Genomic DNA, 14,792 nt, shown 5'->3' with positions numbered 1-14,792 from the left:
CACCGCACAAAATTATATAACTCTCTTATCCTAAAAAAACAAGCGTGTTCGTTTATTATGAACACGCTTTGTACTCTAGTTTAAATGTTATTCGTTTCAATCTTTCACTCTATATACATTTCACTTTTTTCTGGCTGGGCGTTTTCGCTTTTTCTTTTTTTGTTTGTTCGGATTCGGTTCTTTTTCCTTAATAAAACGTAAAATGATAAATGCCAAATAAACCACTAACGATATATAAAACAGTCCAGGTACATGATTAAAGTCCGTTCTCCAAAATAAGTAGAACATGAAAACCATGAATATACTTGTCAAAATACCATTCTTCGGAAGCCTCACATCTTTCAAACTTGGTATTTTAATTGTACTAACCATCAAGTATGCTAACAGATAAAATAAAATCATAAACACTACTGGATGGATATAATTGTTAAGCAGTATGAATAATGTTACTAATCCACCTGCCATCGTTATCGGAATTCCAGTGAAATATTCCATGGAGTCTTCTGTTTTCGTAAGATTAAACCTTGCCAAACGAAATGCACCACATAAAGGAAATATTGCGGTAAGAAGAACTCCCCAAACTCCCCAGTCATTCAAGTATGTAAGAGCAACCATATAGGCTGGTGCAACACCAAAGGAAACAACATCTGCTAACGAATCTAATTGCTTCCCGAAATCATTTGACACCCCGAGAATACGCGCTATTCTACCATCAACAGCATCTAGCATAATAGCGATAAAAATGAGGATTGTCGCATTCTTTATTTCACCGTTAAATGTAAAATGTAATGATAGAAAACCACAAAATAAATTTCCAAAAGTAAATAAATTAGGTATATGTTTCTTCATAAGTTTCTTCTTTCATAAAGATTGTATTGATATATTATGTCCACTTGTCAATCCCCTTATCAGGTATTTATTCCATTCAAAATACTACATACAAAGCCTACACTATTCTTCATAAAAAAACCAATGTTGCCTATTCCTTTAGGTTAACGTACAGGATATTTCTCTGCATTTTTAATCAACTTTGCTTCTACTTCTTTTTCAAGATCAATCTCTAGTTTATCAGCTAATTGAACTAAATATATAAACACGTCTGCAATCTCTTCCTTCATATTTTGCTTTGTGGCTGCAACGGCTTCTTCACTGCTTTTCCACTGAAAGTTCTCCAGTAGTTCATTTGCTTCTAATGAAATGGAAATCGCTAAATCTTTCTCATCATGATATGGTTTCCAACCTCTTTCATCACGAAATGCTAGAATTTTATCTTGGATGTTTTTCATAACCAGATCTCCTTTACTCGAATACATTTATTTTAACTGCTTTGTGATGTGTTTTTCAAAATTTTATAATTTATACTGTAATTATATTAAAAATTCACCTACATACTATTACGATTTAAAAAAGGTCAGGTTTCTACTAAATAGCAAAAAACTGACCTTTTCATATTTATTTTAATGTATTATTGGTTGATAGTGGATCATTACTTTGCAATCACCGTTGTTTGCTCCCATACTTTCTTACCATCCATCACCGTTACATCTACCTTTGTTTGCAAAATTTCTTCTGCAGAAACAGCAAAAAGATTGCGATCTAGAATGATAATATCTGCTAATTTACCAGCTTCGATTGTTCCTAATTCATTTTCCCGGAAAACACTATATGCTGAACCTATCGTATACGCTCGAAGCGCTTCTGCTAATGTTACTTTTTCTTGTTCATTCCACGATTCTTCTAACGTACTATCTTTTCGTGTTACAGCATGATAAAGTTCAAGCATTGGCTCTAACGGAACAATTGGATAATCGCTACTATATGAAACAGTAGCTCCAGATCGTAACAATGTAGCATTCGGATAAATATAAGGATATTTTTCTGAACTTACACGCGTCGTATGACTTTCACGCGGCATAAGTGCCATATGAAACGGTTGAATGGAAGGCATAACGCCCAATTCCTTAAAGCGTGGTATATCTTCTGGAGCAATGACTTCAATATGTTCCAACGCATGACGAGAATCTCGGACGCCATTTTCTTTCTGAGCTTTCTCATACAAATCTAGCCCTAAACGAACTGCTCCATCACCAATCGTGTGAAAGCGGATCTGAAAACCTTCTTTATCTGCCTCTGTAACCCATTTCTCCAGTTTCTCTACTGTGTAAGCCAGCTCACCTTTCGTATCAGGTTTATCAACATATGGATCAAGCATGTATGCTGTGTACCCTGTAACAACGCCATCAATAAATTGCTTTAATCCCGCTAATTGTAGCTTATCAGAATTGTATAAAGCGCGTTGTTCTTTCGCTTTTTCGATATCACCATTTAATGGCGGATACATGTGGAAGCGCGTTGTTAATTTATTCTCATCATCAAATTCTTTATAAATACTATAAGCTTCTAGCTTTTCATGTGCTCGGCTAGCATACAAATCATTTACAGATGTTACTCCTAAAGCTGCCGCATGATCTAAAAATTGGCTAACCATATTTCTTAGTTGATCTTTTGGAAAATCATATGCATAGTCGGTCACTAATGAAATAGCCGTTTCAATTAGAATACCTGATGGTTCACCTTGATTATCTTTATAAATAATTCCGTAATCTGGATTTTCCGTTTCTTTCGTAATTCCAGATAATTCAAGTGCCTTTGTATTTACCCACCCATAATGTCCTTCAGCATGCAATAATACAACTGGTCGATCAACTAAAACTTCATCTAATACATATCGAGTTGGAAAATCTTTTTCTCCCCAAGCTGTGTGGTCCCAACCTGTTCCAATAATCCAATCCGCATCTGGATGTTGCTGTGCATATTCATATACTTTCTTCACTGCTTCTTGAGAAGATTTCACTTCTGTTAAAGACACACAATAATGACTAAATAAACTACCAAGCATAATGTGCAAGTGAGCATCGTGGAAGCCTGACATAACTAGTCGATCACCAGCCGAAATCACTTCTGTCTCAGATGATATGTAGTCTTGAATTTCTGCTTCACTTACTACTTGAATGATTTTATTATCTTTAATTGCAATTGCTAACTCCTCTGGCTGATCATTTAATCCTGTAAAAACGGAATTTCCAATTATAACTAAATCTGCTTTGATCAATCTATTTCTCTCCTTTTTTAATGTTCTAATGTTAAATCTATTTGTGGTGGTTTTTGTTTTAGCCCTTTTGTTAGAAATACTAAATAGATCAAACCACATGCGAACCAAATACTTCCTAAAACTTTAGAAGGCGTATCTAAATTAATAAGCAACCAGACATCTAGAACTACTCCAATAAGAGGAATTATTAAATACAGAAAGGTTCCTTTAACAGAGCGCTGCTTTCTTCTAATATAAAAATAAGAAATGACAGATATGTTTACACAAGTAAATGCAAGAAACGCTCCAAAGTTTATAAAAGAAGCTACTAGCCCCAAGCTCAATACTAATGAGAGCAACGCAAAGGCGCTAATTAGTAAAATATTATTTACAGGAGTTTTTGTTTTTGGATGTAATGTACCGAAGAATTTCTTTGGTAATTGCCCATCTCTACCCATTGCATATAAAACACGGGATGCACTTGCTTGTGACGACATAGCAGAACCAAAAGCTGACACAGCATAAACAGCTAGGAAGAATGAAGCGAGAGTCTTTCCTCCAACCATCGTAATTATTTCATGAGCAGCAGAATCAGTATTTGCAAATGTACTATAATCCGGCCATACGCTATGAGCGAAGTAAGATACTACTATGAAGATTAACCCACCTGTTAGTGTAATTATGTACACGGCACGAGGAATCGTTTTCTGTGGTTCAATTGTCTCTTCTGCGAATGTAGTAGCTGTATCAAAGCCAAGAAATGAGAAACACAATAGCGCAGCACCTGATACAATATAAGAAAATGGCTGATCGGGATTATAAAAAGCATCAAGATTCAACAGAGTACCTGTTCCACTTCCTGCTAGAATTTCCTTAATACTTAAACCAATAAATATAACGATAAAAAGTAAAGATAAGACGGTGAAAAGAGTATTAGCCTGAGTAGCAAGCTTCACCCCTTTGATATTAATAATGGTAACCAAAGTTAACATTCCAATAATCCAAACATAGCTTGGAATGGAAGGAAACGCTGCAGAGAAAAAAATACTAAACAGCAAAAAATTCACAAGAGGAATAAACAAATAATCCATTAAGATTGCCCAGCCTACTAGAAAACCAATGTAAGGATTAATGGCGTGCTGAGTATAAGCATAAGCTGAACCAGCCGAAGGGATTACTTTCGCCATTTGCCCATAACTATATGCCGTAAATACCATAACTATTAAAGCGAGTAAGTATGCTCCTGGAACCATACCATGTGATAATTCAGCAGCAATACCATACGTGCTAAATACTGCGGCAAGTGCCATAAATGAAAATCCAAACAAGACAACTGGCAATAAAGTCAGCGTTCGTTTCATTTCTTTCTGATTCGACATAGAGTTCCTCCTTTAACACGTTAATAATCTATTAAATTATATTGCAAAAATTGTGCCAATTTTTAAATAATAGATCAAAACACTGTATTTATGATTTTTTTTCAACTTGTATAAAGGTAAGAAAGCAATTCTTATTCAAATAAACATAGTTTATGCCGAATTGCATAAAAAAGTAGCATAAGCCAAAGTATGACTTATGCTACTTTTATTACGATAACAATCAACATTACATTTGATTTATAAACCGTAGAGCTCTACTTAAAACGGTTGGTACAATTGAAGCATGATTTTCTCCATCACCTTCCAAATAATACGTTTGAATTCTTTCACTTGCACTCTGCGTTATTCGCCTATGCATTTCTTTAGCATCTTCAACCATATGTACTTGTTCCAATGAGCCAACTGCAATAACTATTTTAGTATCAATTAAAGCTCCAAAAGACATCCACTGTTTTTCATATTCAATAATACATTGTTTATTCCACCATATAGATGGGCTACAAGCTATGTAGTTTTGAAATGAGGAGCGTAAGAATAGTGCATATAATGTAAATAAACCACCTAATGAATGCCCAAATAAAGTTTGCTGTTTCATATCAATCTCGTATCGTTTCTGTAAACTTGGCTTTAATTCTCCCTCTATAAAACGCAACAAATATTCGGCTCCGCCCGATTTAGGCCATGGCTCACCATTTGGTCTTTTTGGTAGATCAACAATCGTATCAGGTGGAGTGAAATCATATACACGGTTTTCCGTATCAAAACTTTCTTCTGATTGATAACCAATTCCAACAACGATAGCAGGATTTACCCCTGTTTTTTCAGAACGTCCTGATTGAACACGGACAGCTTCTTGAAAAGTTTGAAAATAAGCATTGCCATCTAACACGTAGATGATTGGATATCCTGATGGCGGAGCAGGTTGTTTAGGTTTAGCAACCATGATTCGATATACACGTTCATTCGTTCTAGAATGCATCAGCCATTCTTCTGTTCCTGGTATTACTACTTCTCTCTTCAAAACGTTATCACACATTCGTATACCTCCACATCTTTACACATTTGCATAAACAACTTCTTTCTCTTCCTCTAAAATACAATCATAGCCGAAGCAAACAGGTGCTCCACTTACAGGATCCACCATCACACGAGCTTCAATTTGAAATACTTCCTTTAATACCTCCTTTGTTATTATGGTAGAAGGCTTTCCAACCGTTACAATCTCTCCTGTTTTCATAGCAATTATTTCATGCGAAAAGCGAGCAGCATGATTAATATCATGCAATACCATCACCACTGTGCAATTATGTTCTTTATTCAATCGCTCTACAATTTGTAAAACTTCAAGTTGATGAGCCATGTCTAAATAAGTCGTTGGCTCATCTAGTAATAAAATACTCGTTTCTTGAGCTAAAGCCATTGCTAACCATACTTTTTGACGTTGTCCACCTGATAAATTCTCCATCTCACGATAACGAAAAGCTGTTGTTTTCGTTATTTCCATAGCCCATTCAATGATTTCTTGATCTTTCAGGGTCATTTTATTGACATTGTTACGGTGTGGATATCGTCCATATGAGATCAATTCCTCTACTTTTAATTGAGAAGGTGCAATAGGGTTTTGAGACAATAACGCCAAATATTTAGCTATTTGCTTCGTAGGAATCTTACTCAAATCTTGGTCTTGCAAATACACTTTTCCATTCTTTTGTTTTAAGATTCTTCCAATTGTTTTTAGCAGAGTTGATTTTCCACACCCATTCGGACCGATGATAGTCGTTATTTGTCCCTCTTGCAATCGGATATTTAAATCTTTAAATACGGTAAACTTCTCATAAGTTGCCTCTAAAGCTTCCGTTCTTAGAATGCTCACTCATCACTCCTCCTCTTATGCCTTTGTTTTCACTAATAAATATAGAAAATAAGGTACGCCTATAATTGAAATAACAATTCCTACTGGCAACTCTGCAGGAGCAAATATATTCTTAGCAATAAAATCTGATACGATAACAAGCAACATGCCAATGAGACCACTTATAGGAATGACATGATTATGATGAATACCAACTAATCGTTTCGCAATATGTGGTGCCATTAAGCCAACAAAGCCTATACTGCCAGACACCGCTACACAGGCGCTTACTAATCCAATGCTACTTAATATAAGAATAGATTTCTCTTTTTCTACAGAAATCCCTAAACTTTTCGTACTTGATTCTTCTAATTGAAATAAATCAAGCAAGTACGCTTTCTTCTTAATAATAGGAATTAAAATAATCATCCAAGGTAGCATTGCCACTACATAAAGCCAATTAGCATTATAAATACTCCCAGATATCCACACCGTTGCCATTTCAAAATCAGCTGCTTTCATTTTTAGCGAAATATATAATGAAAGAGCTCCAAAACCTGTCCCAATGGCAATTCCAGTTAAAATAAGCCGCTGCATATCTAATGAGCCATTTTTCCAAGAAAATATGTAAATAAGTAACGCTGCAACCATTCCACCAATTAAACCGAAGATAGGTAGTATCATAATGGCAAGCCAGCCTGTCCCTGCCACTTGATCTTGAAAGAAAAACATAAAGATGACAATAGCAGCCCCAGCGCCTGCATTAATGCCTAAAATACTGGGGTCGGCTAATCCATTTCTTGTAACTCCTTGTATTACAGCTCCTGCAACACCTAAACCTACACCTACTAATCCTGCAATCACAATTCTAGGCAACCTAAAATCAAATATTACTAAATCATAATCAGCTACAGGATGTATTCGGAGTAACGTTCTTACTACATCCTTCATGGCTATATCAAATGTTCCATTTGTAAGACTTATATAAATGGCTACTAGTATAAAAATAGACAGAAGTAAAAGTGATGTTACATAACGTTTTAAAGCACCTTTATGCATGTCTCTCTCCTCCTCTAGTACGAATCAAATAAAGGAAGAAAGGAACACCAATTAAAGCGGTTACTACACCGATTGGCGTTTCAAAAGGATAATTAATAAATCGACTTATAATATCACTCCATGCTAGAAACAATGCACCAGTAATACCTGCACATGGAATAATCCATCGATAGTCTACTCCGACCATAAAGCGTGTAATATGCGGAATAATTAATCCAACAAAACCGATTTTTCCAACTAGAGCAACAGCCGTTCCTGTTAAACAAACAACAGAAAAAATTGAAATAATTTTTACCCATCTTGTTCGTTGACCTAAACTAATCGAAATATCCTCCCCAAGCGATAGAATTGTTATCGATTTTGCAATAAGTAACGCTAGAATAAGACCCATCAGTCCAAAGGGAATAGCTATCTTTAAGAGAGCAGGATCAATTTGATTTAGTTTTGCGTTATACCAAAAGCTTATATTCTGAGAAACTTGAAAATAAGAAGCGATGGCAGCCGATATACTACTTAAAAAAGTTCCGATAACCGTACCAATAATCGCTAAACGAACAGGTGATAAACCATTTCGTAATAATGAACCAAAACCATATACAATCCCTGCTCCTAAGGCTGAACCAACCATTGAAAAAACAATCATTTGAAAGGATGATAGATTAGGTAGAAAAACCATGCAAAGTGTAATAACAAAAGCCGAACCGTCTGTTACGCCCATGATGGAAGGAGATGCAAGATAATTTCTTGTCATCCCCTGCATGAGTGCTCCTGAAATTGCCAAAAATGCACCTACTAATAGTGCCGCTAAAACTCTCGGCAACCGAGAAGTCATGATAATATTATGATCCACATTGGTTGAATCAAAATGAAAAATAGCATCCCATACAACCATATAATCAATCTGTTTAGCACCATATAAAATAGATAGAAAGATTGTTAATATAATTAATCCAGGTGACAATCCTATAATCAGCATCGGTGCAAAGTTTATTTTCCTCATTTTAGTTAACGCACCTTACCATTTACTTTGTTAAACTTTCCTCTACTGCTTTTATAAATGCTGTTTTACTCCAAGCAGTTCCACCTTGCGCAAGAGGATCAACTGCGTTCACGAATACATGATTATTCTTTGCTGCTTCGATACTCTTCCAAATAGCATTGTTTTGTAATTCTTCTAATGTTTTTGGCTTCTCCGCGTTTTCACTTTCATCAAATTGCAAGAAAATATAATCTGGATTCATTTGAGCTAATTTTTCCAAGGACATTTGTTCTTGTGCTTTAGCTGCCTTAATTTCTTCAGGTACAGTAGCTCCTAAATCTTCATAAATGACGGGATTTAAATAAACACCCTCTGGATATACAAACATATTTCCAGCACGAATTCGAAGCACTACGATTTTTTTATCTTTAATAGTTTCAGATAATTCCTCTTTTACCTTTGTAACATCGGCTTTATAATCGTTAATTATTTGATCTGCTTCTGATTCCTTACCTGTTAGCTGCGCCATTAATCGTAAGTTATCTTCCCAGTTTGTTGAAACATGTGATACAGGTACCATTGTCGCTACTTTATTTAATTGTTCTGCCACATCCGCTTGAAACTTAGAAGTTCCTAGAATTACATCTGGTTTCATCTGTAATAATGTCTCATAGTTTGGTTGTGTTTTTTCCCCGACTGATTGCGCTCCTTCTAATTCATCAGCAACATAAGCTGGTAGCTTTCCGCCAATCGTAATAGCACCTATAGGTTTTACTCCTAAAATCGCTGCATCTTCCATTGCTTCCAAACTAGCTGTGACAATTTTATTGACTTCACTAGGAAGCGTATATTGTTCATTTAAATATGTAATAGTTTGCGTTTCTGAAGTTGATTTTTCTTTACTTACATCTGCTGACTCCTTACCTGCCTTATCTTGACTAACCTCTTTGGATTCTGGACTTGCTTTTTCAGAATCGTTGCACCCTGCAAGACCTAAACTAAATACTGCTGCTAGTCCTAACATGAACACTTTCTTCTTCATAATGATACTCCTTTTTAATAGTTTATTGATAATGATTATCATTATCAAATATAAACTCATATATATTTTATTTCAAGTATTTTTTTCAATTTATTCCAACCACTTAAACGATAAAAAAGCGACTGTCTATAAGAGACAGTCGCTTTTCCAATTATATATTGCTTATTGATTTGCTTTTTTAATTGCTTCAGCAATTGTTACTGTACGTTTTGCTTGATGTTTAACTGCTGCTTCTACATCTTCGACCATTTCACCATCTTGATTTACTGTTACACTTGTTCCGTAAGGATTACCACCAGCAGCGAAAGTTACTGGATCAGTGTAGCCAGGAGCTGCTACAATAGCACCCCAATGATACATTGATGTGTACAATGAAAGAATAGTCGCTTCTTGACCGCCGTGAGGATTTTGAGCTGAACTCATAGCACTTACCACTTTGTTCGCTAATTTACCGTGGAACCATAGACCACCAGTTGTATCTAAGAAATTCTTCATTTGTCCTGGCATATTACCGAAACGTGATGGCACTGAGAAAATAATAGCATCTGCCCATTCTAAATCTGCTAAAGTTACCTCAGGAACATCTGCAGTAGCTTCAATATGTGCTTTCCAAGCTGGATTAGAATCAATAGCAGCTTGTGGAGCTGTTTCAGCAACTTTTAAAACTTTCACTTCTGCACCAATAGCTTTTGCTCCTTCTTCAGCCATTTTCGCCAGTTTGTAGTTTGTTCCACCTGAACTATAATAAATTACCGCTAATTTTACATTTTCCATTTTTACATTCTCCTGTTCATTTGTTTTTTTGAATAACTTATCTAAAAACCCCATGATGTCTCTCCTTGTAAATGATGTTAGAGAAATCACCTCCCAATAGGGACTTCCTCATAACTACCAGATCTTATTAAAATTGTTTGCTATACCAAACCGCTGCTTCCTCTACCTCCGAGCGCGTTAATGAATGCCCGAATTGTTCCCAGTGAATCTTTACATCCGCTCCAGCTTGCTCAAGAGTTGTGAATAATTCCTCTGATTCCGCTGCAGGACAAATCGGATCATTCTTACCAGCTGCAATAAAGACGGACGTATCACTCAAGTTGGGTAATTCGATACCTCGTCTTGGAACCATCGGATGATGTAAGATAGCTCCTTTTAATGCATCACTATAGTGAAACAATAAGCTTGCAGCAATGTTAGCTCCATTTGAATAGCCAATGGCAATCATATTTGATCGATCAAAACTATATTTTTGTGCTGCTTCATCGAGAAATGTATGCAATTGTTGTGTACGAAACACTAAATCTTCTTCGTCAAAAACTCCTTCTGCTAAACGACGGAAAAAGCGCGGCATTCCATTTTCTAATACTTCCCCACGTACACTCAATACAGATGCATCCGTATCTACTATGTCTGCTAGCGGTAGCAAATCTTGCTCGTCGCCACCTGTTCCATGTAGTAGCAGTAAAGTTGACTTCTCTTTACTTTTACCTTGTTTAAATATATGCTTCACAAAAAGTCCCCCTATTTATTCAGGTCTTTCTATAGAAAATACCTCACCAATTTTTGCGTAATCACTACCAGCTAAACGGCTTACTGCTCCTAATGCCTTCTGGTCAATTCGCCCTTGATTATACAAATTTTCCTCTATGTGATAATGAACTACCTTACCAATAAGTAAGTCACATCCATTATTATTATCTCCACCTAATTCAATAACACGCTCTAACATACATTCCATTCGAACCTTTGCTTCCTTTATCCCAGAGGTCGCAATCTTTGTACTTGGTATAACTGTTAAATTCGTTAACGCAATTTCACTTTCATTAGGAGGAATCTGAGCAGCCGTTTTATTTACTTGATCTACAATGGTTTCATCTACTATATGGACAACGAATTCTCGTAATTCTACGATGTTCGTTGCTGTATCTTTTCGCTTTCCATTTTTCCTTTGAACCGATATGGAAATAAGCGGTGGGTTCGATGAAACGATATTGAAAAAACTGAACGGGGCTGCATTCAGTGTTCCGTCACTCGCAACAGTCGTCACAAAAGCAATAGGTCTTGGAATGATGCTACCTATCAAAAACTTATAGTTTTCTCTTTCACTTAAAGCATTTGGATCAATGGAAATCAAAATCGTCACTCCTTCTCAACTCAGTCGATATCTCTTACTTGAATGGGTATTAGCATCTCTTCTAATTGACTACGATGGACTTCATACTGTGGTGGTAACATTAATTTTTCACCCATGGTCTCTTGTGATTCATCGTGTGCAAATCCAGGAGGATCTGTTGCAATTTCAAACAATATTTCACCGTGCTCTCTAAAATAGATGGCATTGAAATAGTTTCGGTCTCGAACAGGTGTAACTCCATAGCCGTACTCACTAACATGTTGCTTCCAATCTAATTGATCTGCATCATCTTTAGCGCGCCAAGCAATATGATGAACTGTTCCTACTCCCATCTGTCCTTTTTCTACTACAGATAATTTAATATCAATAACATTCCCAATATCTCCTATAGAGCGCAATCGAAGAAAATCGCCTTCCTGCCCTACTTTTTCAAGACCCATAACTTCCTCTAACAACTGAGCTGTATGTTGTGGTTTAGTAGATAGAAGAGTCGCTCCTCCGAAACCTTTAATGGCAACATTTGGAGATACATCACCAAAACTCCATGCGTTCTTTTCTCCCTCTTCTCTCTCCACAATTTCTAATAAAAGACCATGTGGATCAACAAAAGTTAAATATTGCTCACCAAAACGCTCTGTCTTCACAAACTCTACGTTAAATTTTGCAAGTCGTTCTTCCCAAAATGTCATAGCTCCCACTGGTACTACATATGAAGTAACCCCCACTTGACCGCTACCAATCTTACCTTGGCGAGCATTAGCCCATGGAAAGAAAGTAATAATCGTTCCTGGCGCCCCACCTTGATTACCAAAGTACAAATGATATGTTCCTGGGTCATCGAAGTTAACGGTCTTCTTCACTAAACGCAATCCTAAAACGCCTGCGTAGAAATCCACATTTTCCTGAGGATGGCCAACAATTGCTGTTATATGATGAATACCCATTGTTTGTTTACCCATAATGATCTCTCCTTAAATAGATTTGCTCGATTACTTATTTCCTATTCGTATATCTCTATTTCGAGATATTATGTTGTAAAAAAATTAGCTCTTCGGAAGGCCAATTTTTTTTAATAATGCAATAGTCGTTTCTAATTCTTCATTCGATAAATTCCCGAAGATACTTTCAATTGTTTTTTCATGTTTTGGAAAAGCATCTTCAATAAACTCTTTACCGTTCGCTGTAATAGCAGCGTATGTTACACGTCGGTCCGTTGGGCACGCTTTTCGTTCAACGAGACCCTTTGATTCCAATTTATCAACTACATACGTAATGCTACTGCTAGCTAATAATATTTTCTTACCAATATGTTGAATCGGCTGATCACCTTTATGGAAAAGAAGTTCCAATACTGCAAACTCAGTCGGGTTCACACCGTATTTCCCCATATCTTGTTTCAATATATCTTGTACGGATTGTGAAGCACGCATTAGCACAACCAATGTCTTTAAGGATAAATTAGTTTCCAAAGTTATCACGTCCTTTACGTCCATTATTTCGAATCATTTTATTTCAAATTAAATTATCTCGAATATGAGATAATAATAACTGAAATAAAATGAGTTGTCAAACACTTTTCCTTAGAATTATCTTTAGGTGAAATATTAAAAAAGCCTCAATAGCAATCACTCCATTGAGGGTATTGTACTTTATATATTATCTTAAAGTACGTTTTAAAAATTCCTTCGTACGTTCTTGAGTCGGATTGTTAAATATTTGCTCCGGACTTCCTTCTTCCGCAATAATACCATTGTCCATAAAGACAACACGATCTGAAACTTCACGAGCAAAATCCATTTCATGCGTTACAATTAACATCGTAAGCCCAGTTTGGGCTAGTTCTTTCATAACTTTCAGAACTTCGCCAACCATTTCCGGATCAAGAGCAGAGGTTGGCTCATCAAATAACAACACATCTGGTTCCATAGAAAGTGCTCGAGCTATAGCTACACGCTGTTTTTGTCCACCCGATAATTGACTTGGCTTAGCATGGATATATTTCTCCATCCCAACTACCTTCAAAAACTTCATCGCAATTTTTTCTGCTTCTTCTTTTGAACGCTTTAACACTTTAACTTGTCCTACTACACAGTTCTTTAAAGCATTATGGTTATTAAACAGATTAAACTGCTGAAATACCATACCAAGCTTTGTACGATATTCATAAATATCATGCTTATCCTCTAATATGTTTTCATTATGGTAAATAATTTTTCCGCCACTTGGCTTCTCTAACAAATTCACACAACGTAGAAGCGTCGATTTTCCTGATCCTGAAGAACCGATAATACAAACTACTTCTCCTTTATTTACCGAAAAATTAATATCCTTTAAAACTTCATGTGTGCCAAATCGCTTACTTACATGTTGAATATCAATAACTTTTTCCAAACCATCCTTCACCCACCCATATAAATACTCATTTTACTTTTTACACCTATTGTTGATGACCATTCATTTTGTAATTCTCCGGGCCATCTAATTTCTTTTCGAAAAAACGTAGAATTCTTGTAACAGAGAAAGTTAGTACAAAATAAATCACACAAGCTACAAGGAATGATTCGAAATATCTAAAATTATTGCCCGCAATTGATTTCGTGACAAAGTATAATTCTGTTACAGATATTACATTTAGCACGGAAGTATCTTTTATATTAATAACAAATTGATTTCCTGTTGCTGGAAGTATATTGCGTATAACTTGTGGTAGAACGACATTCATCATCGTTTGAAAATGAGTCATACCAATGGCTTGAGCTGCTTCAAATTGCCCCTTATCAACAGAAAGTACACCGCCTCGAACAATTTCAGCCATATATGCTCCTGTATTAATTGTTACAACAAACATACCTGCTATTAAAGGGTTCAATTGTATATCAAACGCCATCGCCAATCCATAATATATGACCATTGCCTGTACGATCATTGGCGTACCACGAAAGAATTCAATATATATTGAAAGAATTGCATTTATGACTTTCAGACCGATTCTTTTTGCTCCTCGTTCTGGCATTGGTATCGTACGGATTATTCCCGCTATCAATCCAATAACCGCTCCTAGAATTGTACCTACAGTAGCAATCAAAAGCGTTACTCCAGCTCCACGAATGAACATTGGTCCATTTTCCGAAATAATCCTCATTAACCATTCAAAGCTCACGTATATCCCCCTTATAACGTACAATAAAATGAAACTTTAATCGATGGGGGTGTTCGTCTATCCACATCGATTATTAGTTGAAGCAATCGGGTTTTTACT

16 protein-coding genes are annotated in these 14,792 nt (G+C 36.1%); all 16 read right to left on the bottom strand.

From position 1 onward, the window contains the following. Positions 1-120: 120 nt before the first annotated feature. The 16 genes from pssA to V7014_RS01890 all read right to left on the bottom strand — a co-directional run bounded on the left by pssA (position 121) and on the right by V7014_RS01890 (position 14,693). Positions 121-849 (bottom strand): CDP-diacylglycerol--serine O-phosphatidyltransferase, encoded by a 729-nt coding sequence (pssA, locus tag V7014_RS01965; RefSeq protein ID WP_335503608.1) that lies wholly within the window; start codon positions 847-849, stop codon positions 121-123. A gap of 143 nt (positions 850-992) precedes the next feature. After that, positions 993-1,286, bottom strand: a complete 294-nt coding sequence (locus V7014_RS01960; RefSeq protein ID WP_335503605.1) for a nucleotide pyrophosphohydrolase — start codon at positions 1,284-1,286, stop codon at positions 993-995. A 200-nt stretch (positions 1,287-1,486) separates the two neighbouring features. Then, entirely contained in the window at positions 1,487-3,112 is a 1,626-nt protein-coding gene (locus V7014_RS01955) for an amidohydrolase (RefSeq protein WP_335503602.1), read from the bottom strand. Between the two features lie 17 nt (positions 3,113-3,129). Beyond that, positions 3,130-4,470 carry an APC family permease gene (locus tag V7014_RS01950; RefSeq protein ID WP_335503600.1) on the bottom strand — a complete coding sequence of 447 codons (1,341 nt, stop codon included), beginning with the start codon at positions 4,468-4,470 and terminating at the stop codon, positions 3,130-3,132. Between the two features lie 226 nt (positions 4,471-4,696). Then, a complete protein-coding gene (locus tag V7014_RS01945) occupies positions 4,697-5,506 on the bottom strand; it encodes an alpha/beta hydrolase (RefSeq protein WP_335503597.1) in 810 nt (269 codons plus the stop codon). Between the two features lie 18 nt (positions 5,507-5,524). After that, the gene (locus tag V7014_RS01940; RefSeq protein ID WP_335503593.1) at positions 5,525-6,343 is read right to left on the bottom strand and encodes an ABC transporter ATP-binding protein; all 819 of its coding nucleotides are present in this window, start codon (positions 6,341-6,343) and stop codon (positions 5,525-5,527) included. A 15-nt stretch (positions 6,344-6,358) separates the two neighbouring features. Then, positions 6,359-7,381, bottom strand: coding sequence for a FecCD family ABC transporter permease (locus tag V7014_RS01935; protein WP_335503590.1), 1,023 nt, complete (start codon positions 7,379-7,381; stop codon positions 6,359-6,361). Next, on the bottom strand, positions 7,374-8,381 hold the full coding sequence (locus V7014_RS01930) for a FecCD family ABC transporter permease (RefSeq protein WP_335503587.1): 1,008 nt from the start codon (positions 8,379-8,381) through the stop codon (positions 7,374-7,376). Before V7014_RS01930 ends, V7014_RS01935 begins: the two co-directional genes overlap by 8 nt. Positions 8,382-8,403: 22 nt before the next feature. After that, the gene (locus V7014_RS01925; RefSeq protein WP_335503582.1) at positions 8,404-9,402 is read right to left on the bottom strand and encodes an iron-hydroxamate ABC transporter substrate-binding protein; all 999 of its coding nucleotides are present in this window, start codon (positions 9,400-9,402) and stop codon (positions 8,404-8,406) included. A 162-nt stretch (positions 9,403-9,564) separates the two neighbouring features. Continuing rightward, positions 9,565-10,230, bottom strand: coding sequence for an NAD(P)H:quinone oxidoreductase (wrbA, locus tag V7014_RS01920; protein WP_335503579.1), 666 nt, complete (start codon positions 10,228-10,230; stop codon positions 9,565-9,567). 73 nt (positions 10,231-10,303) lie between these two features. Then, positions 10,304-10,909, bottom strand: coding sequence for an alpha/beta hydrolase (locus tag V7014_RS01915; protein WP_335503576.1), 606 nt, complete (start codon positions 10,907-10,909; stop codon positions 10,304-10,306). Between the two features lie 15 nt (positions 10,910-10,924). Continuing rightward, a complete protein-coding gene (locus V7014_RS01910; protein WP_335503573.1) occupies positions 10,925-11,533 on the bottom strand; it encodes a flavin reductase family protein in 609 nt (202 codons plus the stop codon). Positions 11,534-11,553: 20 nt separating this feature from the next. Further along, positions 11,554-12,492, bottom strand: a complete 939-nt coding sequence (locus V7014_RS01905; RefSeq protein ID WP_335503571.1) for a ring-cleaving dioxygenase — start codon at positions 12,490-12,492, stop codon at positions 11,554-11,556. An 84-nt stretch (positions 12,493-12,576) separates the two neighbouring features. Next, complete coding sequence (locus V7014_RS01900; protein ID WP_335503568.1) at positions 12,577-13,026, bottom strand: MarR family winged helix-turn-helix transcriptional regulator; 450 nt, start codon at positions 13,024-13,026, stop codon at positions 12,577-12,579. A gap of 163 nt (positions 13,027-13,189) precedes the next feature. Further along, complete coding sequence (locus tag V7014_RS01895; protein WP_335503565.1) at positions 13,190-13,924, bottom strand: amino acid ABC transporter ATP-binding protein; 735 nt, start codon at positions 13,922-13,924, stop codon at positions 13,190-13,192. Between the two features lie 46 nt (positions 13,925-13,970). Next, on the bottom strand, positions 13,971-14,693 hold the full coding sequence (locus tag V7014_RS01890) for an amino acid ABC transporter permease (RefSeq protein WP_335503561.1): 723 nt from the start codon (positions 14,691-14,693) through the stop codon (positions 13,971-13,973). Between the last annotated feature and the right edge of the window lie 99 nt (positions 14,694-14,792).

It is taken from the genome of Bacillus sp. JJ722 (assembly GCF_036963345.1).
Lineage (GTDB): Bacteria > Bacillota > Bacilli > Bacillales > DSM-1321 > Bacillus_AD.
Note: the sequence above shows the minus strand (reverse complement) of the source record. Positions and strands in the feature narration are given on the sequence as shown.

Coding starts and splice junctions, on each gene's coding strand:
- pssA (WP_335503608.1), bottom strand. CDS start 849: ATGAAGAAACATATACCTAATTTATTTACTTTTGGAAATTTATTTTGT.
- V7014_RS01960 (WP_335503605.1), bottom strand. CDS start 1,286: ATGAAAAACATCCAAGATAAAATTCTAGCATTTCGTGATGAAAGAGGT.
- V7014_RS01950 (WP_335503600.1), bottom strand. CDS start 4,470: ATGTCGAATCAGAAAGAAATGAAACGAACGCTGACTTTATTGCCAGTT.
- V7014_RS01945 (WP_335503597.1), bottom strand. CDS start 5,506: ATGTGTGATAACGTTTTGAAGAGAGAAGTAGTAATACCAGGAACAGAA.
- V7014_RS01935 (WP_335503590.1), bottom strand. CDS start 7,381: ATGCATAAAGGTGCTTTAAAACGTTATGTAACATCACTTTTACTTCTG.
- V7014_RS01930 (WP_335503587.1), bottom strand. CDS start 8,381: ATGAGGAAAATAAACTTTGCACCGATGCTGATTATAGGATTGTCACCT.
- V7014_RS01925 (WP_335503582.1), bottom strand. CDS start 9,402: ATGAAGAAGAAAGTGTTCATGTTAGGACTAGCAGCAGTATTTAGTTTA.
- wrbA (WP_335503579.1), bottom strand. CDS start 10,230: ATGGGGTTTTTAGATAAGTTATTCAAAAAAACAAATGAACAGGAGAAT.
- V7014_RS01905 (WP_335503571.1), bottom strand. CDS start 12,492: ATGGGTAAACAAACAATGGGTATTCATCATATAACAGCAATTGTTGGC.
- V7014_RS01900 (WP_335503568.1), bottom strand. CDS start 13,026: ATGGACGTAAAGGACGTGATAACTTTGGAAACTAATTTATCCTTAAAG.